The 25,091-nt window shown below is 71.0% G+C and carries 26 protein-coding genes; 10 read left to right on the forward strand and 16 right to left on the reverse strand.

Annotated features, from left to right (window positions below):
• The first annotated feature begins 5 nt into the window (after positions 1-5).
• Positions 6-1,295, forward strand: a complete 1,290-nt coding sequence (locus tag OG787_RS02285) for an NAD(P)/FAD-dependent oxidoreductase (RefSeq protein WP_405534131.1) — start codon at positions 6-8, stop codon at positions 1,293-1,295.
• A gap of 5 nt (positions 1,296-1,300) precedes the next feature.
• On the opposite strand, the gene OG787_RS02290 is transcribed toward OG787_RS02285, so the two are convergent.
• Positions 1,301-1,930 (reverse strand): MerR family transcriptional regulator, encoded by a 630-nt coding sequence (locus tag OG787_RS02290; protein WP_405534132.1) that lies wholly within the window; start codon positions 1,928-1,930, stop codon positions 1,301-1,303.
• 121 nt (positions 1,931-2,051) lie between these two features.
• Between OG787_RS02290 and OG787_RS02295 the strand changes: the two genes are divergently transcribed.
• From OG787_RS02295 to OG787_RS02305, 3 genes are all read left to right on the forward strand, one after another.
• A complete protein-coding gene (locus tag OG787_RS02295; protein WP_405534133.1) occupies positions 2,052-2,474 on the forward strand; it encodes a DUF3291 domain-containing protein in 423 nt (140 codons plus the stop codon).
• Between the two features lie 89 nt (positions 2,475-2,563).
• Complete coding sequence (locus OG787_RS02300) at positions 2,564-4,042, forward strand: MFS transporter (RefSeq protein ID WP_405534134.1); 1,479 nt, start codon at positions 2,564-2,566, stop codon at positions 4,040-4,042.
• A gap of 182 nt (positions 4,043-4,224) precedes the next feature.
• Positions 4,225-4,659, forward strand: coding sequence for a cupin domain-containing protein (locus tag OG787_RS02305; protein ID WP_405534135.1), 435 nt, complete (start codon positions 4,225-4,227; stop codon positions 4,657-4,659).
• A gap of 30 nt (positions 4,660-4,689) precedes the next feature.
• Here the strand turns inward: OG787_RS02305 and OG787_RS02310 are convergent, their stop codons facing one another.
• The 4 genes from OG787_RS02310 to OG787_RS02325 form a co-directional block, all read right to left on the reverse strand.
• On the reverse strand, positions 4,690-7,056 hold the full coding sequence (locus tag OG787_RS02310; RefSeq protein WP_405534136.1) for a SpoIIE family protein phosphatase: 2,367 nt from the start codon (positions 7,054-7,056) through the stop codon (positions 4,690-4,692).
• Positions 7,057-7,183: 127 nt separating this feature from the next.
• The gene (locus OG787_RS02315) at positions 7,184-7,651 is read right to left on the reverse strand and encodes a peroxiredoxin (protein WP_369035707.1); all 468 of its coding nucleotides are present in this window, start codon (positions 7,649-7,651) and stop codon (positions 7,184-7,186) included.
• On the reverse strand, positions 7,648-8,028 hold the full coding sequence (locus OG787_RS02320) for a DoxX family protein (RefSeq protein ID WP_369035708.1): 381 nt from the start codon (positions 8,026-8,028) through the stop codon (positions 7,648-7,650). The genes OG787_RS02315 and OG787_RS02320 overlap by 4 nt, the downstream gene beginning before the upstream one ends.
• Before the next feature lie 84 nt (positions 8,029-8,112).
• Positions 8,113-8,826, reverse strand: coding sequence for a TetR/AcrR family transcriptional regulator (locus OG787_RS02325; RefSeq protein WP_405534137.1), 714 nt, complete (start codon positions 8,824-8,826; stop codon positions 8,113-8,115).
• A gap of 112 nt (positions 8,827-8,938) precedes the next feature.
• Here OG787_RS02325 and OG787_RS02330 point away from each other — a divergent pair, with 112 nt between their 5' ends.
• Together OG787_RS02330 and OG787_RS02335 are read left to right on the forward strand one after the other, a co-directional pair.
• A complete protein-coding gene (locus OG787_RS02330) occupies positions 8,939-9,712 on the forward strand; it encodes an SDR family oxidoreductase (protein ID WP_369035710.1) in 774 nt (257 codons plus the stop codon).
• Positions 9,713-9,807: 95 nt separating this feature from the next.
• Positions 9,808-11,451 carry an MGH1-like glycoside hydrolase domain-containing protein gene (locus tag OG787_RS02335; RefSeq protein WP_405534138.1) on the forward strand — a complete coding sequence of 548 codons (1,644 nt, stop codon included), beginning with the start codon at positions 9,808-9,810 and terminating at the stop codon, positions 11,449-11,451.
• A gap of 120 nt (positions 11,452-11,571) precedes the next feature.
• On the opposite strand, the gene OG787_RS02340 is transcribed toward OG787_RS02335, so the two are convergent.
• The 5 genes from OG787_RS02340 to OG787_RS02360 form a co-directional block, all read right to left on the reverse strand.
• On the reverse strand, positions 11,572-12,093 hold the full coding sequence (locus OG787_RS02340; RefSeq protein WP_369035712.1) for a MarR family winged helix-turn-helix transcriptional regulator: 522 nt from the start codon (positions 12,091-12,093) through the stop codon (positions 11,572-11,574).
• 30 nt (positions 12,094-12,123) lie between these two features.
• On the reverse strand, positions 12,124-13,311 hold the full coding sequence (locus OG787_RS02345; protein ID WP_405534139.1) for an NAD(P)/FAD-dependent oxidoreductase: 1,188 nt from the start codon (positions 13,309-13,311) through the stop codon (positions 12,124-12,126).
• Complete coding sequence (locus tag OG787_RS02350; RefSeq protein ID WP_405540384.1) at positions 13,308-13,505, reverse strand: ferredoxin; 198 nt, start codon at positions 13,503-13,505, stop codon at positions 13,308-13,310. Before OG787_RS02350 ends, OG787_RS02345 begins: the two co-directional genes overlap by 4 nt.
• A 63-nt stretch (positions 13,506-13,568) precedes the next feature.
• Positions 13,569-14,273, reverse strand: coding sequence for a response regulator transcription factor (locus OG787_RS02355; RefSeq protein WP_369035714.1), 705 nt, complete (start codon positions 14,271-14,273; stop codon positions 13,569-13,571).
• Positions 14,274-14,350: 77 nt separating this feature from the next.
• Positions 14,351-14,878 (reverse strand): MarR family winged helix-turn-helix transcriptional regulator, encoded by a 528-nt coding sequence (locus OG787_RS02360; RefSeq protein ID WP_369035715.1) that lies wholly within the window; start codon positions 14,876-14,878, stop codon positions 14,351-14,353.
• Positions 14,879-15,191: 313 nt separating this feature from the next.
• Between OG787_RS02360 and OG787_RS02365 the strand changes: the two genes are divergently transcribed.
• Positions 15,192-16,115, forward strand: coding sequence for an SGNH/GDSL hydrolase family protein (locus tag OG787_RS02365; protein ID WP_405534140.1), 924 nt, complete (start codon positions 15,192-15,194; stop codon positions 16,113-16,115).
• A 68-nt stretch (positions 16,116-16,183) separates the two neighbouring features.
• Positions 16,184-17,221, forward strand: a complete 1,038-nt coding sequence (locus OG787_RS02370) for a zinc-binding dehydrogenase (protein WP_369035717.1) — start codon at positions 16,184-16,186, stop codon at positions 17,219-17,221.
• Positions 17,222-17,317: 96 nt separating this feature from the next.
• On the opposite strand, the gene OG787_RS02375 is transcribed toward OG787_RS02370, so the two are convergent.
• Entirely contained in the window at positions 17,318-18,544 is a 1,227-nt protein-coding gene (locus OG787_RS02375; RefSeq protein WP_369037766.1) for a cytochrome P450, read from the reverse strand.
• Between the two features lie 84 nt (positions 18,545-18,628).
• Positions 18,629-19,279 carry a TetR/AcrR family transcriptional regulator gene (locus OG787_RS02380; RefSeq protein WP_369037765.1) on the reverse strand — a complete coding sequence of 217 codons (651 nt, stop codon included), beginning with the start codon at positions 19,277-19,279 and terminating at the stop codon, positions 18,629-18,631.
• Between the two features lie 159 nt (positions 19,280-19,438).
• Here OG787_RS02380 and OG787_RS02385 point away from each other — a divergent pair, with 159 nt between their 5' ends.
• Both OG787_RS02385 and hemC read left to right on the forward strand, forming a co-directional pair.
• A complete protein-coding gene (locus OG787_RS02385) occupies positions 19,439-20,959 on the forward strand; it encodes an MFS transporter (protein WP_405534141.1) in 1,521 nt (506 codons plus the stop codon).
• Positions 20,960-20,993: 34 nt separating this feature from the next.
• Complete coding sequence (hemC, locus tag OG787_RS02390; protein ID WP_369037763.1) at positions 20,994-21,929, forward strand: hydroxymethylbilane synthase; 936 nt, start codon at positions 20,994-20,996, stop codon at positions 21,927-21,929.
• 58 nt (positions 21,930-21,987) lie between these two features.
• On the opposite strand, the gene OG787_RS02395 is transcribed toward hemC, so the two are convergent.
• The 4 genes from OG787_RS02395 to OG787_RS02410 all read right to left on the reverse strand — a co-directional run bounded on the left by OG787_RS02395 (position 21,988) and on the right by OG787_RS02410 (position 24,907).
• Positions 21,988-22,545 (reverse strand): hypothetical protein, encoded by a 558-nt coding sequence (locus tag OG787_RS02395; RefSeq protein WP_405534142.1) that lies wholly within the window; start codon positions 22,543-22,545, stop codon positions 21,988-21,990.
• A gap of 202 nt (positions 22,546-22,747) precedes the next feature.
• Positions 22,748-23,599 (reverse strand): ABC transporter permease, encoded by an 852-nt coding sequence (locus OG787_RS02400; protein ID WP_369037761.1) that lies wholly within the window; start codon positions 23,597-23,599, stop codon positions 22,748-22,750.
• A complete protein-coding gene (locus OG787_RS02405; protein ID WP_405534143.1) occupies positions 23,559-24,455 on the reverse strand; it encodes an ATP-binding cassette domain-containing protein in 897 nt (298 codons plus the stop codon). The genes OG787_RS02400 and OG787_RS02405 overlap by 41 nt, the downstream gene beginning before the upstream one ends.
• Positions 24,452-24,907: a MarR family winged helix-turn-helix transcriptional regulator gene (locus tag OG787_RS02410; protein WP_369037759.1), complete on the reverse strand. Its 456-nt coding sequence runs from the start codon at positions 24,905-24,907 to the stop codon at positions 24,452-24,454. Before OG787_RS02410 ends, OG787_RS02405 begins: the two co-directional genes overlap by 4 nt.
• Positions 24,908-25,091: the final 184 nt, after the last annotated feature.

Consider the following 25,091-nt stretch of genomic DNA (forward strand, 5'->3'; position numbering starts at 1 on the left):
CCCCGATGTCCGCCAAGCCCAGCATCGCCGTCGTCGGCGGTGGTGTCGCCGGCCTGTCCGCCGCCTACGCCCTGCGCGAGCACGCCGAGATCACCCTGTTCGAACGCGAGGACCACTACGGCGGCCACGCCAACACCGTCGAGGTGGAGGACGCGGGCAGGGTCCTGGGTATCGACACCGCCTTCGTCGTCTTCAACCGCCCCGCCTACCCCAACCTCAGCGGCTTCTTCGACGAACTCGGCGTGGAATCGAAGCAGTTGCTCAGTGGCTTCAACTTCTTCGACCTGACCGAGGGCACCCAGTACGGCAGCGAGGAGATGGATCTGCCCGAGGAGGAGGTGCGCGCCCGCTACCCCGAGGCGTTCCACACGATCTGGCGCGAGGCGCGCCGGTTCCACGAGGAGGGGCGCCGGGACTTCTTCCGCAAGCGCACCGACCTGCCGATGGGCGAGTACCTCGACCGGGGTGGCTACAGCCAGGAGTTCCGGTACGGCTACTTCATCCTGCTGTGCAGCGCGGTGTGGTCGGTGCCCGCCGAACTGGTCTGGGAGATGCCGGCCACGACCGTGATCGCGTTCTTCATGGCCCACGACGAGAGCGGCCTCGGCGGCCGACGCGTGGACTGGCGGACCGTCGGCGGCGGTTCGATCTCGTACGTCCGCAAGGCACTTGCCGCGATCGACCCGAAGGTACGCCTCTCTGAGCCGGTGACCGGCGTCCACCAGGACCAGGACGGGGTCACCGTCCGTACCGCCACCGGCTCCGAGCGCTTCGACCACGTCGTCCTCGCCACGCACGCCGACGTGACCCGCGCCCTGCTGGAGAACCCCACCGACCGCCAGCGCGAGTTGCTGGCACCGCTGCGCTACAACGCCTCCACGGTGGTCCTGCACACCGATCCGTCCGTGATGCCGGCCGACCGGTCCCGCTGGGAGGCGTGGAACTACGGGAAGGTGACGCTGGACGGGCAGCCGCGCACGTACGTGGCCTACTACATGAACAAGCTGCACGGCTTCGAGTCGGAGACCGACTACTTCGTCACCCTCGACTACCCGCTGCCGGTCGCCGAGGACACCGTCATCCGCACCTTCCCCTACGAGCACCCGGTCCTCGACATGGCGATGCGCCGCGCCCAGCAGACCGTCTACGAGGTCAACGAGGGCCCCCGGGTCAAGCTGTGCGGCTCGTACTTCCACTCCAAGCAGCAGTACCACGACCAGATCGGCTCGCACGAGGCCGCGTTCTCGGCGGGCAAGGAGGCGGCGGCCCAGTTGCTCCGCGAACTGGCCGGATAGGCACTTCAGTCGGCCGTCCCGTCCGCGTGCCGCCTCGCCGACTCGTTCTCCTGGGCCATGCGTCGCAGCGCCATCAGCGCGGGCTCCAGGAGGACGGTGAGCAGGAGGGCGCGCTCGGCGACCTCCAACGGGTCCTCGATCCCTTCCAGTTGGTCGAGGTCGAGGACCGCGGTCTGTTCGGCAAGGCGGGCGTACGGCAGAAGCACCCGCCAGTCCAGTGGTGAGCCGAGGGTGCGCAGCGAGGCGAGGGTCTCGGCCAGGGTGGCGCGGGCGGGCGCGGACCCGTGCACGTTCCAGCCCAACTTCTCGATCAGCGCGTCGACTTCGGCCGGTTCCGGGGAGTCCGGCTCCGTCTCGCCGGCCACCTGGATCGCCCCGAGGGTGAGTCCGAGGAGACGGTGGGTGTCGGCCGTGTCCTCGGCGAGCGCGCCCAGCACCTCCCGGGTCGTGCTGACGGACAGGCCGCGTACGCCGATCAGCGCGCGGATCAGCCGCAGTCTGCGCAGGTGGTTCTCGTCGTACTCGGCCTGCGTCGCCGACAGCTGGCGGCCGGCCGGGAGGAGACCTTCGCGGAGGTAGTACTTGATCGTCGGGACAGAGACACCACTACGGCGGCTCAGCTCGGACATACGCATCGGTCGGGCTCCGCTCTGGTCATTGGATACCTCTACTGTCTAACATGGATAGTGGAGGTATCCAAGGATGCCTCGGCTTCACCCTGCCTCTCGGACCGCCTCTCAGAAGAAGGCCGCAGCCATGCCCACCCTGCCCTGGACCAAGGTCGACAAGCCCGCTCCGGACGCGACGGCGTACGTCATGGCGTCCCGCTTCGAGGTCCGCTCCCTCAGGGACGTACCCCGCTTCTTCCTGCGGTCCCTCGCCGCATGGAAGCAGGTGAAGAGCGCGCCCGGCGCGTACGGCGCCTCACTGATCGCCGAACCGCTCAAGCGCACGTTCTGGACACTGTCGGCCTGGGAGGACAAGCAGGCCCTGTACACGTACGCGCGCACCGAGCCCCACAAGTCGATCATGGGCGGTCTGCGCTCCACGATGGACCGCTCGGTCTTCACCTTCTGGGAGACACCGTCGGCGGGCCTGCCCATCGACTGGTCGGACGCACGCGACCGGCTGGCAGCCCAGGAGCGCGCGGACGCCGACGGCGGCTCCCCGGCCGCCTGACCCGGCCTACCCGTCCGTCCCACGGCCCCACCACCCCACCGCCGGATCACTGGATCAGCCACTCCCCTCCCCTAGGAGACTCCCCCGCCATGACCCTGTCCGAAGAGAACCCGGCCCTGGAGGACTCGGCCGGCGCACCGTCGGCCGAGGGCCGGCGTGTGCCGCTGTGGCTCGCGATCGTCGCGTGCAGCGTGCCCATGTTCATGGTCGCGCTCGACAACCTGGTCGTCTCGACCGCCCTGCACACCCTGGCCGTCGACCTCGAGGCGGACACCCAGCAGCTCCAGTGGTTCGTCAACGCCTACGTCCTCAGTTTCGCCTGTCTGCTGATGACGGGAGCCGCGCTCGGTGACCGCTTCGGCCGCCGCACCGTCTTCGTGGTCGGCATCGTCGTCTTCACGCTGGCCTCGGTCGGCTGCGGCCTCTCCGACACCAGCGCGCAGCTGATCACGTTCCGCACCGTGCAGGGTTTCGGCGCCGCCGCCGTGATGCCGCTGTCGCTGACCCTGCTCTCGCAGGCAGTCCCGGACCGGCTGCGCGGGCTGGCGCTCGGTCTGTGGTCAGGAGTCAGCGGGCTCGCCGTCGCGATGGGCCCGGTGGTGGGCGGCGCGGTGGTCGACGGGCTGGACTGGCGGTGGATCTTCTGGATCAACGTGCCGGTGGGCGTCGTAGCCGTGCCGCTGATCCTGCTGACGCTCCGCGAAAGCTCGCTGCCGGGGGTCCGTCTCGACCTGGTCGGTATGGTGCTGGCCGCCGTCGGCCTGTTCGCGCTGGTGTGGGGCATCGTGAACGGCGAGACGGACGGCTGGACCTCCGCCGAGGTGCTCGGCGCGTTCGCCACGGGTGCGGTGCTGCTGACGGTGTTCGTCGCCTGGGAGGCGCGGGTCCCGCAGCCGATGCTGCCGCTGTCCTTCTACAAGGTGCGGGCGTTCACCCTCACCAACATCGTCTCGGCGACCATGTACTTCGGTGTTTTCGGGTCCCTCTTCCTGCTCGCCCAGTACCTCCAGATCGTGCCGCCGCGCACCCCGTTCGAGGCCGGCGTCCGCACCCTGGCCTGGACTCTGATGCCGATGTTCGTCGCCCCCGTCGCCGGCCTCCTCACCGACCGGGTGGGCGGCGGCCGGCTGATGGCGCTCGGCCTCTTCCTCCAGGGCGTCGGGCTCGGCTGGATCAACCTGGTCGCGGGCACCGACACCGCGTACCCCTCCATGGTCGGGCCGATGATCGTGGCCGGTATCGGTATGGGCTTCGTGTTCGCGCCGACGGCGGCCGTCGTGCTGGGCTCGGTCAGCCGCGAGCACGCGGGCAAGGCGTCCGGCGCCAACACCACCGTCCGGGAGATCGGCGGGGCCCTCGGGATCGCCGTGCTGAGCACGGTGTTCGTGGCGCACGGCAGCACGGGTTCGCCGCAGCAGTTCGTGGACGGACTGCACCCGGCGGTGTGGGTCGGCGTCGTCGTGGTGTTCGCGGGCGCGGTGTGCGCACTGGGGATTCCGCGTCACCCACGGCCGGAAGCGGCGGCGGAGGCCCAGATTCCGGCCGGGGCGGTGGCCGAACGGGCCTGACCACCCCGGCCGCCCGCCCTGCGCCGGTGACTGCCCGTCCGTGACGGACGGGCAGTCACCGGCGCGCCCCATCCACCGGGCACCCCTCCCATCCCCCCTTTCCGCCGACCGCACCGCCCCTTAAGGTCACCCTGAGATGTCATGGACGCGCTCACACTCTCGCCCTTGAGGGGACCCCCACCATGCGCAACCTGCTTCGCACCACCACGGCCGGAGCCGTCACCGTCGCCGCGGTCCTCGTCGGCAGCACCGCCCAGGCGACGCCGCCGGGCCCGGGAGTCTCGGGCGTGATCATCGCCCAGAAGACCATCGGCGACACCGACTACACCCTGCGCGAGATCACCATTCCCGCAGGTCAGGCCACCGGCTGGCACTACCACGACGGCCCGGTGTACGCCGTCGTCAAACAGGGCACCCTGAGCCACTTCGACGCCACCTGCGCGTCGGACGGCGTGTATCCGAAGGGCAGCGCCCTCAGCGAGCCGGGCGGTCCCGAGGACGTCCACCTCGGCCGGAATCTGGGCACCGAACCCCTCGTACTGGACGTCCTGTACGTGCTGCCGCACGGCTCGCCCTTCTCGGAGGACGCGCCGAACCCCGGCTGCGACTTCGAGTGACCGGCCATCGGACCGGACCGGCCACGGAGGTCACTCGGCGGGCAGCGGCTGCTCCGCCCAGATCGTCTTGCCGGTGCCCGTCTGACGGCTGCCCCAGCGCTGGGTGAGCTGGGCGACGAGCAGCAGACCGCGGCCGCCCTCGTCGTAGGCGTGCGCCCGGCGCAGATGCGGCGAGGTCGAACTGCCGTCGGAGACCTCGACGATGAGGGCCCGGTCGCGGATCAGCCGGAGCTGGATGGGCGGTTCGCCGTACCGGATGGCGTTGGTGACCAGTTCACTGACGACGAGTTCGGTGACGAAGCCCTCCTCCTCCAGCCCCCAGGCGGCCAGTTGCTCCATCGCGGCCTGGCGGGCGACGGCCACGTGCGCGGGGTCCTGCGGGAGGTCCCAGGTGGCCACCCGACCGGCGCCGAGCGCGTGCGTACGGGCGAGCAGCAGGGCCACGTCGTCCCCCGGCTGCTCGGGCAGCACGGCCTTGAGCACCGCGTCGCACACGGCGTCGAGCGAGGCCCCGGGCAGGTCCAGGGCGCGGCACAACTCGGCGGTGGCGTGGTCGATGTCCCGGTCGCGGTCCTCGATCAGCCCGTCCGTGTAGAGGGCGAGGAGCGAGCCCTCGGGCAGTTTCAGCTCGGTCGCCTCGAAGGGCAGGCCGCCGACGCCGAGCGGCGGTCCCGCCGCCACCTCGATCAGCTCGGGGACACCGCCGGGCGGTACGACGGCGGGCGGCGGGTGTCCCGCGGAGGCGAGGGTCAGCCGACGCGAGACCGGGTCGTAGACGGCGTAGAGGCAGGTGGCGCCCAGTTCGGCGATGTCGTCGCCGTCCTCCTCGTCGGCCAGATGGGTGACCAGGTCGTCGAGGTGGGTGAGGAGTTCGTCCGGCGGGAGATCGACGTCCGCGAGGGTCCGTACGGCCGTCCGCAGCCGTCCCATGGTCGCGGAGGACTGGATGCCGTGGCCGACGACATCGCCGACGCAGAGGGCGACACGGCTGCCGGACAGCGGGATGACGTCGAACCAGTCGCCGCCGATGCCGGCCACCGAGCCGCAGGGCAGATAGCGGTGGGCGACCTCGACGGCCGCCTGGCCGGGCAGTCCCCGGGGCAGCAGGCTGTGCTGGAGGGCCAGCGCGGTGGTGCGTTCACGGGCGAACCGGCGGGCGTTGTCGACACAGACGGCGGCGCGGCTGGCCAGTTCCTCGGCGAGGACGACGTCGTCGTCGGTGTAGGGGTCGGGGCGGGCGATGCGCAGGAAGACGGCGACGCCCAGCGTGGTGCCGCGGGCCCGCAGCGGCACGGTGACCATGGAGTGGACGCCCTTGCGGTACGGGCGGCCGACGGGCTCGCGGGCGTTGCGCTCCGCCACCCACTCGTCGAACGCCTGCTCGCCGGCCCGGCCGAGCAGCGCCCGGCCCTCCGCCATCGCCCGCACGGGCGGGGTGGACGGCGGATAGACGTCCTTCGCGCCCAGCGGTATGACTGCCTCGGGGGTGCCCTCGGTGACGGATCCGTGGGCGACCCGGCGCAGCACGATCTCGTCGGCCGCTGTCGGGGGTTCGTCCGCGCCGAGCACCCAGTCGAGCAGGTCCACGCTGACGAAGTCGGCGAACCGGGGCACGGCCAGTTCGACGAGTTCCTCGGCGGTGCGGACCACGTCGAGGGTGGTCCCGATGGTGGTCGCGGCCTCGTTGAGCAGGGCGAGCCGCCGCCGCGCCCAGTGCTCCTCACTGCTGTCGAACGCGGCGATGCCCACCGAGGTGATCGCGCCCGAGTCGTCGCGCACCGGCCACATTTCGAGGCTCCAGGCGTATTCGCGGCCGTCGTCCGCGTTGATGCCGAAGGTCTCGTAGCGCACGGGGACGCCGGTGCGGGTGACCTCGCGCAGGTTGAGCAGGAATCCCTCGCTGATCCGGTCGTCGGGCACGAAGTTCACGTCCGCGTAGAACTGTCCGACCAGGGCCTGCTCCTCGGCCTTCATCAGGCCGCAGGCGGCGGCGTTGAGCCACAGGTAGCGCTGGTCCGTGTCGAAGGCGGACATCGCCACGGAGGCCTGGCGGATCGCCCGCTCCAGCGGGGCGGGCCCCTGCGCGGTCGTCTGCGGCTCCGGTGCCGTCGGTTCGGGGAGGGCGGTGACGACGAATCCCTGGACGTCGCCGTCCTCGCCCAGTACGGGGCAGGCACTGACAGCGAGTTCGACGCGGTGGCCGTCCCGGTGGCGGAGTACGACCACTCCGGTCGGCTCGGTGAGCGCCGTCGGCGGCAGGGGCTCGGCGAGCAGTGCGGCGGCCGGGCGTCCGACGACGGTCTCGGCCGTGTGTCCCGTCAACCGCCGGGCGCCCTCGCTCCATCCCGTCACCATGCCTCGGGCATCGATGATCACCGCGGCGGCGACTTGTTTCATACGCCCCAGGATGGTCCCTGGGCTCCCTGGCATCAACCCAGATGAACCACCTCGGCACGGCGAGTCCGCGGAACCTGTCCCTCCGCCGGACGGGAGGGACGGCCGGGCGACTCCCCGGGCAGGAAGGTCAGCCCTGATGGGCCCGGAGCGCGTCGAGGGCGCGGTCCGCGTGGGTGTTCATCCGCAGCTCGCTCGTCACCACCTCCAGGACCGTGCGGTCCTGGGCTATGACGAAGGTGACCCGCTTGGTGGGCATCATCGAGAAGCCGCGCTTCACCCCGAACAGCTCACGGACCGTCCCGTCGGTGTCGGACAGCAGCGGCATGCCGAGCGTGTGGCTCTGCGCGAACTCCTGCTGCTTGTCGACCGAGTCCCCGCTGATCCCGACCGGTCGCGCGCCGACGGCGGCGAACTCGGCGGCCAGGTCCCGGAAGTGGCAGGCCTCGGCGGTGCAGCCGGGCGTCAGGGCGGCGGGGTAGAAGAAGAGGACGATCGGCCCGTCGGCGAGGAGTTCGGACAGCCGCCTGGGCGCTCCGCTCTCGTCGGGCAGCTCGAAGTCCTCGATCTTGTCTCCGACGTTCACCTTGCGTGTCATGACCGGCCCTCTCCGTTCTTCGCGACACTGCGTGCCCACAGGACGAGCGGCACCTGGAGCGGCAACCGCGCGATGGCACCGGTCCGCAGGGGTGCGGGCCGGTTTCGCCAGTCGACGGCCATCTTCACGTTGGCCGGGAACACCCCGACGAAGAAGCCCGCCGTGGCGAGCGCGGCGACCCGCCGGGTGCGCGGCAGCGCCACCCCGGCCGCCAGCGCGAGTTCGGCGACACCACTGGCGTACGTCCAGGTCCTGGGCGTGCCCGGCAGTGCGCGCGGCACGATCGCGTCGTACTGGCGGGGCGCGACGAAGTGGGTGACGCCGGCGGCGGCCAGCAGACCGGCGAGCAGCAGGGGCGAGCGTTGGGACCGTGGCACGCTTCCTCCTCGGGTGGTGTGCCGGGCGATCCTACGGGACGGTAATTACGGGCGGAGAGGCGGGTGTTCGACTGTCACACGTGCTCAGGCCGGGGGCTCGCCGGGTTCCGCGAGGGTGCCCAGCCACTGCTGGAGCAGGGCCGCCTCCACCACGGTGAGCTGATGCGGGGGTTCGGCGCGCAGCCGGGCCGCGAGGGTGGCCGCCGCCGTCGGTACAGCGTTCCCCGGGCCGGTGTCGCGCGGTTCGCCGGTGCCCGCGGGGCGGGTGATCGAGTCGATCACCGAGTCGCGCAGCCGGGCGGCGAAGCGGATGTCGGGGTACTGCTCGGGTCTGGTGAGCATGGACAGGGCAGCGCCGACGTTCGCCGCCATGACGACCCGGGTGGCGGCCTCCGGGGGGACGGTCAGCAGTCCGGCCGCCGCGCAGCGCTCCAGCACGCCGTGCAGCAGGGCGTGGGCCTCCTTCGCGGCGGCGGGGGGTGCGGTCAGCTCGGGCGAGTACATCAGGCGGTAGTGGTTGGGGTGGTCCAGCGCGAACCGCATGTGGTTGTCCCAGCCGCGCTTGAGGTCGGCGACGGGGTCGGCGCTGGGGCGGGCGGCGCGCTTGGAGGCGAGGTACTCCTCGAATCCCCGGTCGACCACCGCGGCGAGCAGCCCCGCCTTGTCACCGAAGAGCCGGTAGAGCATCGGCGCCCCCACGCCCGCGGCCTCGCACACGGCGCGCGTCGAGACATCGGCGGCCGGCGCCCCGGCCAGCAGTTCCGTGGCGGCGTCCAGGATCTTCTCTCTCGCGTCCATGCGTTCACGGTACGCCATTCGTAGCGGCGTTACGAGCACCACTTAACATCGCTACGATCCCGTGATACCGTCGATACGAATCGACCGTAACGTCGCTACGAAGGGAACCGCCATGACCGGTCAGCCCAGCACGCCTCCGTCCGACCACCCCCTCACCGGCCCGCGCGTCGCGATCGTCACCGGCGGCTCGCGCGGCATAGGCCGTCAGGTGGCCCAGCAGCTCGCCGCCGACGGATTCGCCGTGGTGGTCGGCTACGCGGGCAACAAGGAGGCCGCCGAGGACGCCGTCAGCACCATCGAGGCCGCCGGCGGCACCGCACTCCCGGCCCGCGCCGACGTCGCCGACGAGAACGACGTGAGCGCCCTGTTCGACCTCGCGGAGAGTACGTACGGCGGAGTCGACGCCGTCGTCCACGCGGCCGGCCGGATGGCCCTGTCGCCGATGGCCGACCTCGACCTGGACGAACTCGACGCCGTGCACCGCACCAACATCCGGGGCACGTTCGTCGTCGACCGCGAGGCGGCGCGCCGGCTGCGGCCGGGCGGAGCGCTCGTCAACTTCTCCACGTCGGTCCTCGGACTGTCGTTCCCGGGATACGGCGCCTATGCGGCGAGCAAGGGCGCCGTCGAGGCCCTCACGCTGATCCTCGCCCGGGAGATGCGCGGCCGGGACATCACCGTCAACGCCGTCGCGCCCGGACCGACGGCCACCGACCTGTTCCTCGACGGGAAGGACGAGGAGACCGTCGCCCGCCTGGCCGCCCAGCCCCCGCTGGAACGCCTGGGCACACCGCAGGACATCGCCTCGGTCGTGTCCTTCCTGGTCGGCCCGACCGGCCACTGGGTCAACGGCCAGGTGCTGCGCGCGAACGGAGGCATCGCCTGATCCGCCCGCGCCCCGGCACGTCACCGTCCACGAGGTGCCGTCGTTCTCCAGGCTCCGGGAGCCGCACGGCTCACGGGGTGCGGAGAGGAATGACCATGACGGCTGCGGAGCAGGACACCGGTGACCGGGACGGCAAGGGAGGCCCGGTCCGCCGACGGGGATTCCTCAAGGCCGCGAGCGGTACGGCGCTCACGGCGGCCGGAGTCGGTGCCGCACCGGCCCCGGCCTCAACCCCCGCCACCGCTGCCCGCACCCGTGCCGTGACCTCCAGGATCGGGGACACCATGCCCGCACTCACCTTCGACGACCCGGCCACCCAGCGACGACTCGGCAGCCTCTACGCGTCCGCGCTCACGGATATGTCCGACCGCAACACCATCGCGGCGGATCCGGCGGTCTACGACAGGGCCGGACTGCTCACCGACCCTCCCGGCACGCTCGTCCGGGCAGGGGCCGGATATCCCGCGCCGCAGCGGTGGACCCGGGACGCGGCCGTCAACGCCTGGAGCGCGGCCTCTCTGCTGGCACCGGACATCGGGCGCAACACCCTGTGGTCGGTGGTGGACCGGGGGCCGGACGGGCTGGTCGTGCAGCAGGACAACCAGTGGTGGGACCAGGTCGTGTGGATCGTGGCCGCCCGGCACCACTACCTGGTCACCGGCGACCGGAACTTCCTGGCCGGGGCGTACGAGACGTCCGTACACACGATGGAGGAACGCGAGGAGCACAGTTTCAACGATTCCTACGAGCTCTTCCGGGGCCCGGGGTTCATGAACGACGGGATCTCCGGATATCCCGATCCGCCCTCGGCCGCGGATGTCCGTTCGTCCTTCGTCCTGGACCATCCGCACACCGCGGACCTTTTGTGCCTGTCGACGAACTGCCTGTACTACGGCGCCCGTTCGGCCCTGGCGGCCATGGCCGACGCGCTGGACAGACCGGTGGAGGCGGCGGCCTGGCGGGCGGCGGCCGAGCGGCTGCGGGCGGCGGTCGACCGGCACCTGTGGCGGCCGGAAGCAGGCACGTACGCGTATCTCGTGCACGGGGGCGGCCCGTTCGCGGGCCGGGTCGACATCTCGCAGGAGGGCGCGGGGCTCGCGCTCGCACTGCTGCTCGGGGTGGCCGACGAGCGGCGGGCGCGGCAGATCCTGGACGGGACGCACTGGCAGCCGCACGGCATCGTCAACGTCTGGCCGCACTTCGCCCGGTTCGGCGCCGGCCGTCCCGGACGGCACAACGTGATGATCTGGCCGATGGTGCACGGCCTGTACGGGCTGGCGGCGGCCGGGGCGGGCCGGACCGAGCAGTTCGCGCGTGCCGTCGAGACCTTCGCGGATCTCGTCACCGGCAGCGGGGGCGACTTCTACGAGGTGTACGACTCGGTGAGCGGAAAGGTCGACGGGGGCTGGCAGAGCGGTGCGAGCGGCAGACCCGAGCACTTTGTCTCACAGCCGCACCAGACCTGGTCGGCGACCGCGTATCTGCGCCTCGTCCATGAGGGCCTGCTCGGCCTGGAGCACTCGGCGGACGCCGTGCGCCTGAGACCGTGCCTGCCGAAGCGATGGGGCCCGGTCCGACTGCGCGGCCTGCGCTGGCGGGGCCTGACTCTGGACATCGCACTGACCGGCGCCGGGAACCGGGTGCACTCCTGCACGGTGGACGGCCGGTCGGGCGCCCCGGTTCTCACGGCGGCCGAACCGGGCAGGCACACGGTCGAGCTGGTGCTCGACGGGGAGTAGGGGGTGGTGCCGTTCGGATCACACCTTGGCCGTGGGGCCCGTCGAAGTCGGCGTGATCCCAACGACAGGCCCTGGCCGATCGCACCGCGGGAACGGTGCGATACGGCACTGGGCGGTGGGTCAGGCGCTGGGGACCGGCTCGGCGGCGCCCTCTTCGCCCTCCTCCTCGAAGGAGTAGGTGAGGAAGTCGTCGACCATCCGGTGGAACAGGCCGGCGAGCTGCTGGAGTTCCTCGGCGGACCAGTTGCCGAGGGCCATCCGCATCCCGCGGATGCTCGCTTCCCGGATGCGTTCGACGGCCTCCTCGCCCGTGGCGGTCAGCTCGATGCGCTGGGCACGACGGTCGTCGGGGTCCGGTACGCGGGTGACGTATCCGGCCTTCTGGAGCTGCTGCACCTGGCGGGTGACATGGGAGGCCTCGACCGCGAGCCGGTTGGCGAGTTCGCCGGGGCGCATCGGTTCCGAGTCGGCGATCTGCCGCAGGAGCGCGGTCGCGGCCCGGTCCAGCGGGACTCCGGCGACCGCCATCAGGCGCTCGTGCTGCCGGGCACGGCTGACCAGATAGGAGATGCGGGTGAGAGCTCGCTCGATCTCGGCCACATCCTTCGGGGCAGGAGGGGTTTTGGGTGGCGGTGTGGACATACCCTCAAGTTTACCATCTCGTTGCGTAACTCAAGTAAATTCCGCCGCCGGGGCCGCTCCCGCCACGGCATCATGCCAGGCGGTGCCCTCCGCGATGGCCTGGCGCCACCGGCGGATCGCCTTCGGCGGCATACCCACGGCCAGGACGCCCACCAGCCGATCGCCCGTGCGGTAGGCGGCCAGGAACCGCCGTTCCGTCAGGTCGCCCTCGACGACGGCGACCTGGTCGTGGCCGCGCAGATAGCCGTACGCCTGGATCTTCATGTCGTACTGGTCGGACCAGAAGTACGGGACCGGTGCGAAGGGCTTGCGTGCGTCCGGGGCGAGGAGGTTGCGGGCCGCCGCCATGCCCTGCTCGGCGGCGTGGGTGCGGTGCTCGATCCGCATCCGGGTGCCGAACAGGGGGTTGTACCAGCGGGCCACGTCACCGGCCGCGTACACGTACGGGGCCGCCGCGCAGTACTCGTCGCAGACCAGACCGTCGTCCAGGGTCAGTCCGCTGCCGGCCAGCCACTCGGTGTTGGGGCTGGAGCCGACGGCCACCAACACCTCCTCGGCGTCGAGGAGTTCACCGTCGGCGAGGCGTACCCCGTCCTCGGTCACCTCGCTCACACCGACACCGGTGCGCAGGTCGACGCCGTGGTCGAGATGGGCCTTGGACAGCACCCGCCCGACCTCCTCGCCGACCGCGTGGGCCAGCGGCACGGGCGCCGGTTCGAGGAGCGTGACCTCGGCGCCGAGCCCCCGGGCCACGGCCGCGGCCTCGGCGCCCAGGAAACCGGCGCCCACCACGATCAGACGGCGACCCGGCGTGAGCCGGTCCCGGAGGGTCAGGGCGTCGTCGAGGGTGCGCAGGACGTGCGCGCCCTCGCCGGGCAGGCGGCGCGGGCGGACTCCGGTGGCCACGATCAGCCCGTCGTACGGGATCCGGGTGCCGTCGGCGAGCGTCACGGTGCGGTCGGCCGGTTCGAGGGCGGTCGCGGCGGTGCCGAGGCGCAGATCGAGGTCGAGCGCGGCGAGGTCGGACTGCTCGCGCAGTGCCAGCCGGTCGGGGTGCCACTCCCCCGCGAGGATCTGCTTCGACAGCGGTGGACGGTCGTACGGGGCCTCGGGTTCGTCCCCGACGAGGGTCAGTGTGCCGTCGTAGCCCTGGCGCCGGAGCGTCTCGGCCGCCGCCAGTCCGGCGGCCGAAGCACCGACGATCAGGATTCGCCTCACTGCTCGACCAGCCGGATGGCCGCCGCCGGGCAGATCGCGACGGCTTCCTGGACGCCCTCGATGAGGCCGGCCTCGGGCGTCTCGTCAAGGACGACGGCGATGCCGTCCTCGTCGCGCTGGTCGAAGACCTCCGGCGAGGCCATCACGCACTGGCCCGAGGCGACGCACTTGGGCTCGTCCAGTTCCACACGCATGGTCATGTAAGTGCTCCTGGTGGTGTTCGTCGTGGTGTGTACGGGTTGAACGGCCGGCCCCGGTCACGGCGTGGAACCGCCGAGCCAGTAGCCGAAACCCCGGCGCGTGTGGATCAGCGCCGGTCTCTCCTGGTTCACCTTGCGGCGCAGCCGGGAGACGAGTTGTTCGATCGCGTTGCCGCCGCGGTACTCGCCCCAGACGTGCCGGGCGATCTGCTCCTTCGACAGCACCTTCCCGGAGTTGACCAGCAGATGGCGCAGCAGCCGGTACTCCGCCGGGGTCAGATCGAGCGGGCGCTGCCCACGGCGCGCCTCGCAGATGGAGTCGTCCAGGGCCAGGTCGCCGTACGACAGCACTCTCAGCTGCCGGGCCGGGCTCCAGCCGCGCAGCAGCACCTGGACGCGGACCAGGACTTCGGAGACGCGGAACGGCGTGGTCACGTAGTCCTGACCGACCCGGCCCATCGCCGACAGCAGCATGCCCAGCGAGTCGGCGGGGGCGAGGAAGAGGACCGCCGGACGTTCACCTGTGACGCGGTGGCGCCGCGCCAGCACGTCCAGGTCCGGCAGTGTCAGGTCGAGCACCACCAGGTCGAAGCGGAAGCCCCCGAGCCGGGTCAGCGCCTCGGTCCCGGAGCCCGCCACGACGACCAGATAGCCCGCCAACTCCAGTGTGGTGGAGAGCAGTTCGGCGATCTCGGGATCACCGGCGATGACGAGGATGTGCTGCCCGTCGCCCGGCGCCGGTTTCTCACTGATGCTCACCATGGAAAGACCGTTCATCTTGGATCCACGCTTCACGTCTCGACAGCTGTACGAGCCACGCGGTCGACCGCCCGGTGCGGTCAGGGGGTGGGGTGGGGTACGGCGGCGCCTCGGCCGTCGTCCGCCTCGATGGCGTACGAGAGCAGATCGTCGACCATCCGGTCCACGAAGGAGGCCAGGCGCCGGAGTTCCTGGGGTGACCAGTCCTCCAGGGCCATCCGCATGGAGTGGCACTTGACCTCCCGGATACGGACGACCGCCTCCTCGCCCGCCGCGGTGAGCCGGATGCGCTGGGCTCGACGGTCATGGGGGTCGGGTACGCGGGTGACGTAACCGGCCTCCTGGAGGCGCTGCACCTGGCGGGTGATGTGCGAGGCCTCCACCGCCAGCAGGTTCGCCAGCTCCCCAGGGCGCAGGAGTCCGGAGTCGGCGATCTGCCGCAGGAGCACCACGGCGGAGCGCTCCAGCGGGATGCCGGCCTGCTCTCTCAGCCGCCCGTGCTCCCTGGAGTGGTTGGCCAGGTGAGCCATCCGGTTGAGATTGCGGTCGATCTCGGCCACGTCCGTCGCCGCCGAAGCGGGGACTTCCGCTGACGGTGGTGTGGGCATGGACGCCACCCTAGCAGTCTGCTTGCGTGACTCAAGCAAAATGACTCACTCCCTTCCCGGGTCCGATATTTAGCTTGCTTGACTCAAGTAACTCACATGTGCTTGCCTGACTCAAGCAAAACGGAATCACCGAAGCCCGCGAAGCGAAGAACCCGCGGGCACCGAGACCGGGGCCGCCTTGAGCGGAGGAGGCCCCGCCGCGCCGCACCCGTGGGGACGGGGATCGGCGCAGTCCTCGGACCCGGCGCCGGACAACTCCCCCCGTCCGGCGCCGGGTCCCAGGACACCAGAAGACGGAAGGCGGGACTCCCCGATGAGGACCTTCGTACGAGCCGGACTGGCCGGGGCGCTCGCGTGCGGCGCGCTGGTCACCGTGCTCACCGTCGGGCGAGATGACGACGACCCGGCTCCCCCGCAGGGCCCGTACGTCGCGCTGGGCGACTCCTTCACCTCCGGCCCCAGGATTCCCGCCCAGACCGGGAAGCCCGCCGGCTGCGACCGTTCCGACCGCAACTACCCCTCCCTGGTCGCGAAGCACCTGGCCCTGGACGTGGCCGACTTCCGCGACATGAGCTGCACCGGCGCCGAGATCGAGGACCTCTCCTCCGCCCAGTCCACGGACGACGGCGTCAACCCGGCCCAGCTGTCCGCGCTCTCCGCGAGGACCGGACTGGTCACCCTCGGCGTGGGCGGCAACGACATCGGCTTCGCCGCCACGGTCCAGGAGTGCGTCAAGAAGGGCGCCGCGTACCGGCTGACCGGCAGCGGCAGGTTCACCGGAAACGACGCGCCGTGTCGCGCGGAGTACGTCTCCGACGGCGCCGACGAGGTGACGGCACGGATCGACGCGGCCGGCGAGCGGCTGGCCGGCGCGCTCTCCGAGGTCGAACGCCGGGCGCCACGGGCCGAGGTGTACGTCGTCGGCTACCCGGCGATCCTGCCGCCCGGCGGGAACCGCTGCGCCGACGACATGACCCTCGCCCCCGATGACGTGCGGTTCCTCGACGCCAAGGAACGGCAGCTCAACAGCGTGCTGCGCGAGCGGGCCGAGGCCGCCGGGGCGGTGTACGTCGACACCTACGGCCCCTCCGTCGGCCGTGACGCCTGTGCGGCTCGGGACACCCGCTGGATCGAGCCCCTGATGCCGGCGGCGGACGCGGCCCCGGTACACCCCAACGAGCGCGGTGAGCGCGGTATGGCCGATGCCGTCGTACGCGCCCTCAGGACTTCGGGATGAGCGCACCCGACCCCCGGATCTCCCCCCACGAAAGCAGCAATTCCCTTACTCAGAAGGCGAGTTACCCCATGACCACCATGAAGTCCGTCAAGACCGGCGCACAGGGCAAGATCGAGGTCGTCGAGGTCGAACGTCCCGTTCCCGGGCCCAAGGACGTGCTCATGCGGGTCCGTGCCTGCGGTATCTGCGGCACCGACACGTTCTTCGTCCACATCGGTGGCAGCCCGTTCGGTCCGGACGGTTCGATGGTCTCCATCCCGCTGGGCCACGAGCCTGCCGGTGAGGTGGTGGAGGTCGGTGCCGAGGTCGAGGGCCTCAAGGCGGGTGACCGGGTGGTCGTCAACCCGCAGGGTGTGTCGTCCGGGATCATCGGCTGTGGTGGCGCGCACGGCGCGATGAGCGAGTACCTGCTCCTCGACGACTGCGAGGTCGGCAAGACGGTCACCGTCTTCCCCGACACCGTCCCGTTCGACATCGCTTCCCTGAACGAGCCGATGGCGGTGGCCCGGCACTGCGTGAACCGCTCCGAGGCCACCCCCGACGACACCGTCGTCGTCTTCGGCGCCGGACCCATCGGACTGGGCGCCACCATCTGGCTCAAGCTGCGCGGCGTCAAGCACGTCGTCGTCGCCGACGTCCTGCCCGAACGCCTGGAGACCGCCCTCGCCGTCGGCGCCGACGCCGTCATCAACTCCAGGACCGAGAACGTCACCGAACGCCTCACCGAACTCCACGGCCAGGCCGCCAACGCCCTCGGCCAGCCCCGCCCCGCCACCGACATCTACATCGACGCCGCCGGCGCCCCCGCCGTCTTCCAGACCGTCGTCGACAACGCCAAATGGAAGGCCAAGCTCGTCATGGTCGCCGTACAGAAGAAGGGCTCCGACATCGACCTCGGCGGCATGCTCCGCAGCGAACTCACCCTCATCGCCTCCCAGGGCTACCCCACCGAGATCTTCGAAGTCACCCCCGAGATCGTCGAACACCACGAACGCTTCGCCAAACTCATCAGCCACCGCATCCCCTTCAACGAGGTCGACACCGCCTTCACCCTCGCCCTCACCCCCGGAGCCGCCGAAAAGGTCGTCGTCACCTTCGACGAGTAGGACGACGGCCGGACCGGCGAGTAGTCAGTAGGGCGAACACGCGGGCGGGGCCCGGGGAGACACGGCTCCCCGGGCCCCGCCGTCACGTACGGGATGTCACCACTCGACCGGGAGTTCGTAGACCCCGTACACCGAGCCGTCGTGCTTGAAGGTGATGTCCTCCAGGTCGGTGGCCAGGCGCAGGGTGGGGATGCGGCGGTACAGCGTGCCGTAGACGATCTCCAGTTCCAGCCTCGCCAGGGGCTGGCCCAGGCACTGGTGCACCCCGAAGCCGAAGGCGATGTGCCGGCGGGCGTCACGGGTGAGGTCCAGGCGGTCGGGGTCGGGGAAGGTGTCCGCGTCCCGGTTGGCGATGTCGTTCGGCGCGATGATGCCCTCGCCGGCCCGGATGACCTCCCCCGCGAACTCGATGTCCTCCAGGGCCGCTCGACGGCGTCCGCTGTGGGCGATGTTGAGGTACCGCAGCAGTTCCTCCACCGCCGAAGCGATCACCTTCGGGTCGTCCGAGTCGCGCAGCAGGGCGAGTTGGCCGGGGTTCTGGAGCAGGGCGAGCGTGCCGAGGGCGATCATGTTGGCGGTCGTCTCATGGCCGGCGACCAGTAGCAGGACGCCCATCTGGGCCGCGTCGTTGCGGCTCAGCTCCCCCGCCTCGATCCGCCCGACCAGGCCGGAGAGGAGGTCGTCGCCCGGGGCGGCGATCTTCGCGGCCATGAGGTCGTCGAGGTAGTCGAGCAGATTGGTGCTGGCGGTCAGGCGCTCCTCGGGATCGATGTCCCGCTTGATCAGGATCTTGCTGCTGTCCTGGAAGAAGTCGTGGTCCGAGTAGGGCACTCCGAGCAGGTCGCAGATGACCAGGGAGGGCAACGGCAGGGCGAACGCCTCGACGAGGTCGACCGGCCGGGGACCGGCCAGCAGGCCGTCGATCAGGTCGTCCGTGAGTTTCTGGATGGCCGGTCTCATCGCCCGGGTGCGTTTCACGGTGAACGCGGCCGTCACCATCCGGCGCAGCCGGGCGTGTTCGGGGTCGTCCTTGAGGATGAAGCTGATGTTCGTCTCGCCGGTCACGGCGCTGGACAGCGGGTAGCCGGGGGTCGCGGGGTCGGAGCTGAGCCGAGGGTCGCCCAAGAGGGTCCGCTGGTCCTCGTACCGGGTCACCAGCCAGGGCGTACTCCCGTTCCACAGCCGGACCCTGCGCAGCCGGGCGTCCTGCTGGAGGTCCCTGAGGACCGGTGGGGGGTCGAAGGGGCAGCGGGCCGCCCGGGACATGGGGAATTCCGGGACCTCGGCCGGGTGTGCGGTGGGGGGATGGGCTGTGCTCGTCATGACGTACTCCGGTACTCCGTGAGTGGGGGGAACGGTGCCTCGTACGTGGTTTCGCCTGCTTCCCTTCGGTGCTGCTCGCGGTGCTCATCCGGTGTGGGTGACCGGTGCCAGCCAGAGTCCGACGACCGCGTCCACCAGACCGGTGGCCGTGTCGTGCCAGTTGGCGCGGGGGGTGGTGCTGTGGTCGGACAGGGCGCGTTCGCGCTCGGCGCACATGTTGAGGATCAAGTGGCGGGCCATGTCGCCCCGTTCGGCCCGGACGTCGGCCGGGAGGTGGGGCAGACAGCGGTTCAGGCCGTCGATGATCTCCCGCAGCCTCGGGGAGGCGAGGGCCTCCTCAGTCATGATCTCGTAGAGGGCGGGATCGGCCATGACCTGGACGCAGAACCGCGCGTACCAGGTGGGGTTGCCGAGGGCCGCGAGGTGCTCGGGGATGGGCCGGACCAGACAGTCCACCCAGTCCCGCAGATCGGCGTCGGCGCGCAGACCGGCCAGGAGCCGCAGGCGCACCTCCTCGATCTCCTGGGCGTGCTTGCGGACGATGGCCCGTACGAGGTCCGCCTTCGTGCCGAAGTGGTAGCCGACCGCCGCGTTGTTGCCCTGTCCGGCCGCCTCGCTGACCCGGCGGTTGGAGACGGCGTACACACCGCGTTCGGCGAAGAGGCGCTCCGCCGCGGTGAGGATCAGCTCGCGGGTCACGCCCGCCCGCTCCTCCCGAACCGTTCTGGCCGGCATGGTCCACCGCCTCACTGGGACTTCGCGTGGCCTGCGACGAGCGGTCCCTCCGGTCGCCGGGCGTTTCCTCAACCCCGCACGATCAGGCAACTCCTGTGGCTAGCCTAAGTCAAGCAACTGACTTAACTTGACGGAAACCGTTCGCCCGGAGGCGCCGACATGTCCGAAGCACCTGCCCGACCTGCGGATTCGGCCGGTCCGGCCGAAACGGGGGTGCCCGGCCCGCCGCGGGCGAACGCCGTCGTGACGGTCCTGGCCTTCGCGGGGATCGTCGTGGCGCTGATGCAGACGCTGGTGATCCCGCTGCTGCCCGAGCTGCCGAAGCTGCTCGACGCCTCCCCCTCGGACGCCACCTGGGCGATCACCGCGACCCTCCTGGCGGGGGCCGTCGCGACGCCGGTCGTCGGACGGCTCGGCGACATGTACGGCAAGCGCCGGATGCTGCTGGCGAGCCTGGCCCTGCTGGTGGCCGGCTCGGTGGTCTGCGCCCTCAGCGACAGCCTGGCCCCGATGCTGGTCGGGCGGACCCTCCAGGGGATGTCGTCCGGGGTGATCGCGCTGGGGATCAGCATCATGCGCGACGAGTTGCCGAGCGAGCGGCTCGCGGGCGCGACCGCGCTGATGAGCGCGTCGCTCGGGGTCGGCGGCGCCCTCGGTCTGCCGGCCGCCGCGTTGCTGGCCGATCACGCGGACTGGCATGTCCTGTTCTGGGCCTCGGCGGGCACGGGTGTCGTGGCCACCGCGCTCGTCGTACGGATCGTGCCGGAGTCGCCGGTGCGCACGGGCGGGCGCTTCGACGTGGTGGGCGCGGCCGGGCTGTCGACGGCACTGGTGTGTCTGCTGCTGGCGATCTCCAAGGGCGCCGGCTGGGGCTGGGGCAGCGCCCGGACCCTGGGTCTGCTGCTCGCGGCGGTCGTCGTGCTGCTGGCCTGGGGCCGCTGGGAGCTGCGCGCCGGGCAGCCCCTGGTGGACCTGCGCACGACCGTCCGCCGCCAGGTGCTGTTCACCAACCTCGCGTCACTCGTGTTCGGCTTCTCGATGTTCGCGATGGTGCTGGTCTTTCCGCAGATCCTTCAGTTGCCCGAGGCGACCGGATACGGTCTGGGCCGGACGATGCTGACCGTCGGCCTGGTCCTGGCCCCGCAGGGCCTGGTGATGATGGCGACGGCCCCGCTCTCGGCCCGCCTGTCGAGGACCAGGGGCCCCAAGGTGACCCTGATGACCGGCGCCCTCGTGGTGGCCGCCGGTTACGGCCTGAGCCTCTTCCTGATGGCCACCGTCTGGCAGCTCGTCCTGGTCTCCTGTGTGATCGGGGCGGGCGTCGGACTCTCGTACGGGGCGATGCCCGCGCTCGTCATGGGGGCGGTCCCGGTCTCGGCGACGGCCGCCGCGAACAGCCTGAACACGCTGATGCGGTCCATCGGTACGGCGGTGTCGAGCGCGGTGGCAGGCGTCGTACTGGCCCGGATGACCACCTCGTTCGGCGGAGTGCCGCTGCCCTCCGAGAACGGGTTCCGGGTGGTGATGGGCATCGGTGCCGGGGCCGCCGTGCTGGCCTTCGGCTTCGCGTCCTTCCTGCCCCGCCGCCAGGCGGGCGCACCGGCCGTGGAGCCCGCCGAGGGGCGGTTGGTGGCTTCCGCGCCGGGTGCGAACTCCCGCGACGAAGCGACCGGTTCGTAGGAGAAGGGGGCCCCGGAGGGTCTATCGTGTCGGCATGTCCGTCCCTGAACTGATCCGTATCGTCTCCCGCGACTCGCCCATGGCCCTGGCCCAGGTGGAGCGGGTACGTGCAGAGCTGGCCGTCGTCCACCCGCACACGCGCACCGAGGTCGTCCCCGTGAAGACGACCGGCGACAAGTGGATGGGCGATCTGTCCAAGGTCGAGGGCAAGGGAGCGTTCACCAAGGAGGTCGACGCCGCGCTGCTGGCCGGTGAGGCCGATCTCGCGGTGCACTGCGTCAAGGACGTGCCCGCCGACCGGCCGCTCCCGAAGGGGACGATGTTCGCCGCGTTCCTCAAGCGGGACGACATCCGCGACGCGCTGATCCACCCGGGCGGTCTGACCCTGGACGAGCTGCCGGACGGCACCCGGATCGGTACGTCCTCGGTGCGCCGGATCGCCCAGCTGGCCGCCTCCCACCCGCACCTGGAGTGCGTGCCGTTCCGTGGCAACGCCAACCGGCGGCTGGAGAAGCTCGCGGCCGGCGAGGCGGACGCGCTGCTCCTCGCGGTGTCCGGCCTTGAGCGCATCGGCCGGATGGACGTGGTCAGCGAGGTCCTCTCCCCCGAGACGATGATGCCGCCGATCGGCGCGGGCATCCTCGCCCTCCAGTGCCGTGAGGGCGACCACGAACTGATCGACGCGGTCAGCGGCCTCGGTGACCCGGACACGCATCGGGAGGCGACGGCCGAGCGGATGTTCCTGCACGTTCTCCAGGGGCACTGCAACAGCCCGATCGCCGGGTACGCGAAGGTGTCCCGCAACGGCGAACTCTCGCTGCGCGCCTGTGTGTTCACCCCGGACGGCAAGGTCCAGCTGAACGCCCACGAGTGGGCGGGCCGACTGGATCCGGCCACGCTCGGTACGTCGGTTGCGGTGGCACTGCTACGGCAGGGCGCGCGCGAGCTGATCGACGACATCGCGCACTGAGGAACGGAACGGGAAGCGGGAATCGATACCGCCCGGCGCGCCGGGCGGTATCGGTCGTTCAGGTGGGTTCCGTCTGGCCCTTCTGGTCCCGCTGTTCCCTCAGGTCCCGCTGTTCCTTCAGGAAGTCGCTCACCTGGACGGCCACGCCGTCCCGGGCCGTGCCGTGGTGCGCGCCGGTGCCGGTGAAGTCCTCGGGGAGGCCGATCCCGCCCGCCCAGAGGTGCCGGGCGGTCCACTCCTCCTCGACGCGCAGCTGGATCTGTACGTCCACCTGCGCCAGGGACGCTTCCGGTCCTGCGGCGTACAGGACGGCCGTGGCGCGGCGCAGCGGGTGGACGTCGAAGCCTTCGATGAACTGCGAGTTCCGCCAGTCGATGAAGGCGCCCTCGCCGTCGGGGCCGAGCCGGACGTCGACCTGGCCGTCCTCCAGATGGACGCCGTAGTGCCGCTCGCCACGGTTCTCGACGGTCACCCGGAGGCTGAAATAGGTCAGCCCCTCGGCGGCGTCGTCGCGCCCGCGCGGCGGTTCGGCCGCCACCAGACGGTGGACGCGGACACGCAGGCCGGCATGCTCGTCGTACTCGTGCCAGTCCCCGACCACGTTCGGCTCGCGCACAGTCCACCTCTCGACCTCGGATGGCTGCTTCCTATCCTTGTGCCCGGCGCACAGTCAAATGAGCAGAATGCGCTGTGGCCAGCGAATTCGCCCCCTTGATCACTGATCAAGCGGTGTGCAGCGGAAATCCGCCGAAGGGCCGCCCAACCTTGGTCGGCCGCGTGCCGCACATCACGTTCCGGTGCATGGTCGTGACCGGCGTTCAGCGGGCCAGCCGACCGAGGAGCGAGGAGGCCGCCACGATGCTCAGGACGGCCGCGAGCAGCAGGACCCCGAAGTCGACGGCGAGGTTGGACGGGGTGCCGAGGAGGAGTCCGCGCAGGGCGTTCACCTGGTAGCTCAGCGGGTTGATCCGGCTGACCGTCTGGAGCCAGCCCGGCATGACGCTCACCGGGTAGAGGGCGTTGGAGCCGAAGAAGAGCGGCATGGTGATGGCCTGGCCGATGCCCATCAGGCGGTCGCGGGTGAGGACGATCCCGGCGATCGTCATCGACAGACAGGAGAAGAAGGCGGAGCCGAGGACGACGGCCGCCGCGACGCCGAGCAGCTTGAGCGGGTTCCAGGTCAGGGCCACGCCGAGGAGGGCGGCGATGACGATCACGACGACGGCCTGGATCAGCGCCTTCACCCCGGCCGCGAAGGCCTTGCCGGTGACGAGGGCCGCGCGCGGGGTGGGGGTGACGAGGAGCTTGGTGAGGATTCCGGCGTCCCGCTCCCAGATGATCATGATGCCGTAGAAGATGGCGATGAACATCGCGGACTGGGCGATGATGCCGGGCGCCAGATAGTCGAGGTAGGGGATGCCGCCGGTCGGTATCGCCTTGATCCTGGTGAAGGTCTCGCCGAAGATCAGCAGCCAGAGGGCGGGCTGGACGGCCCTGGTGTACAGCTCGGTGCGGTCGTGGCGGAGTTTCTGGAGTTCGACGGCGCACATGGCGCCGACCCGGGCGGGCAGCAGCCGCCAGCCCGTTCTGGGCGTGGGCGGTACGAGCAGCAGGTTCAGGGCGGTGGGGTCAGCCGACGCGGGACGCGGTGCGGCGGGTGCTGCGGACATCGCGGAAGTCTCCTGACCGTTCGTCGAGGCCGCTGCCGGCGATGTCCCGGAAGACGTCCTCCAGCGTGGGCGGCGGGGCGGTGTCGGACGCGCCCTCGGCCCGGCGCCGTTCGCCGAGTCCCGCGCGGAGTTCGTCGGGGGTGCCGAGGGCGCGGATGCGGCCGTGGTGCATCAGGGCGATGCGGTCGCAGTACTGGTCGGCCTCGTCCATGTAGTGCGTGGTGACCAGGACGGTCATGCCGGTGGCGGCGCGCACGGCGTCGATGTGCTCCCACACGCCCGTCCTGGCGATGGGGTCGAGTCCGATGGTCGGTTCGTCGAGGATGAGCAGCCGGGGCGCGCTGACCAGCGCCTGGGCGAGTTCGAGCCGGCGCACCATGCCACCGGAGTACGTCCCCGCGAGCCGGTCGGCCGCGTCGCCGAGGCCGACCGCCGCGAGCGCCTGGCCGACCCGTTCGGCGCGTTCCCTGCGCGGGACGTCGAAGACCCGGGCGAACAGGACGACGTTCTCGCGTCCGGTGAGCCCGGAGTCGGCGGACAGCTGCTGCGGCACGTACCCGAGCAGCCGGCGCACCGCCATCCGGTCCCCGGCGGCGTCGTGCCCGAAGACGCGGACCATGCCGGCGGGCACCGGCAGGAGCGTGGTGACGCAGCGGATCGCCGTGGTCTTGCCCGCGCCGTTGGGCCCGAGGAGGCCGAACACCTCCCCCTCCCGGACGCCGAGATCGAGCCCGTCGACGGCGTTGGTCCCACCGAAGGCGTACACGAGTCCGGTACAGCTGACGGCTTCCCGGCTCTCGGCGATGTCAGCGTTCTCCGAGGTCTCGGCGATCTCGGTGGTCCTGTCGTACGTCATGACTCCTCCGCCTCCTCGCGCAGGTTCCGGGCCAGTCTCCGCAGGGCCGGGAGCGCGGCCCGCAGGGCCTCCCGGTCGGCGTCGTCGAGACGCGCCACCTGTCGTCGTACGAGAGCGGTGCGCCGTTCCCGCCAGTCCTCGAGGCGCGCCTCGGCCGCCGGGGTGGGCAGCAGCCGGGCGGCCCGCCGGTCGGCGGGGTCCGTACCGCGGATCAGATAGCCGTCCTTGACCAGCTGGTTCACCAGCGTCGACACGGAGTTGCCCGCGAGGTACAGCTCCCTGGCCGCGTCCGAGATACCGATGCCGGGGCGGTCCATGACCAGGCGCAGCAGCTCGACCTCGGCGCCCCGCAGCCGGGGCACTTTCGTCCCGCTGCGCAGTCGGCGCCGGATGAGCCGCTGGACTCCGAGAAGCGCGTCGGCCAGTTCGTCCGCGAAGGTCGCTGGTTCCACACGCCGAGATTAGCTCTGTGTCAGAGGTATCGGGGAAACGAGGAGGGAAAGGACGAGTCAAGAACATGTATGCGACATCTTCCGTGTCGCCGTGAATCCGCACGGCGATCAGCGAGAGGCAGCAAGTCACTCTTTATGGTGATTTGTTTCCATGTCACCGGGAGCGGGAATTTCCCTTTCAGTG

The organism is Streptomyces sp. NBC_00075 (genome assembly GCF_045041225.1).
GTDB classification, from domain to species: Bacteria; Actinomycetota; Actinomycetes; order Streptomycetales; family Streptomycetaceae; genus Streptomyces; species Streptomyces adonidis.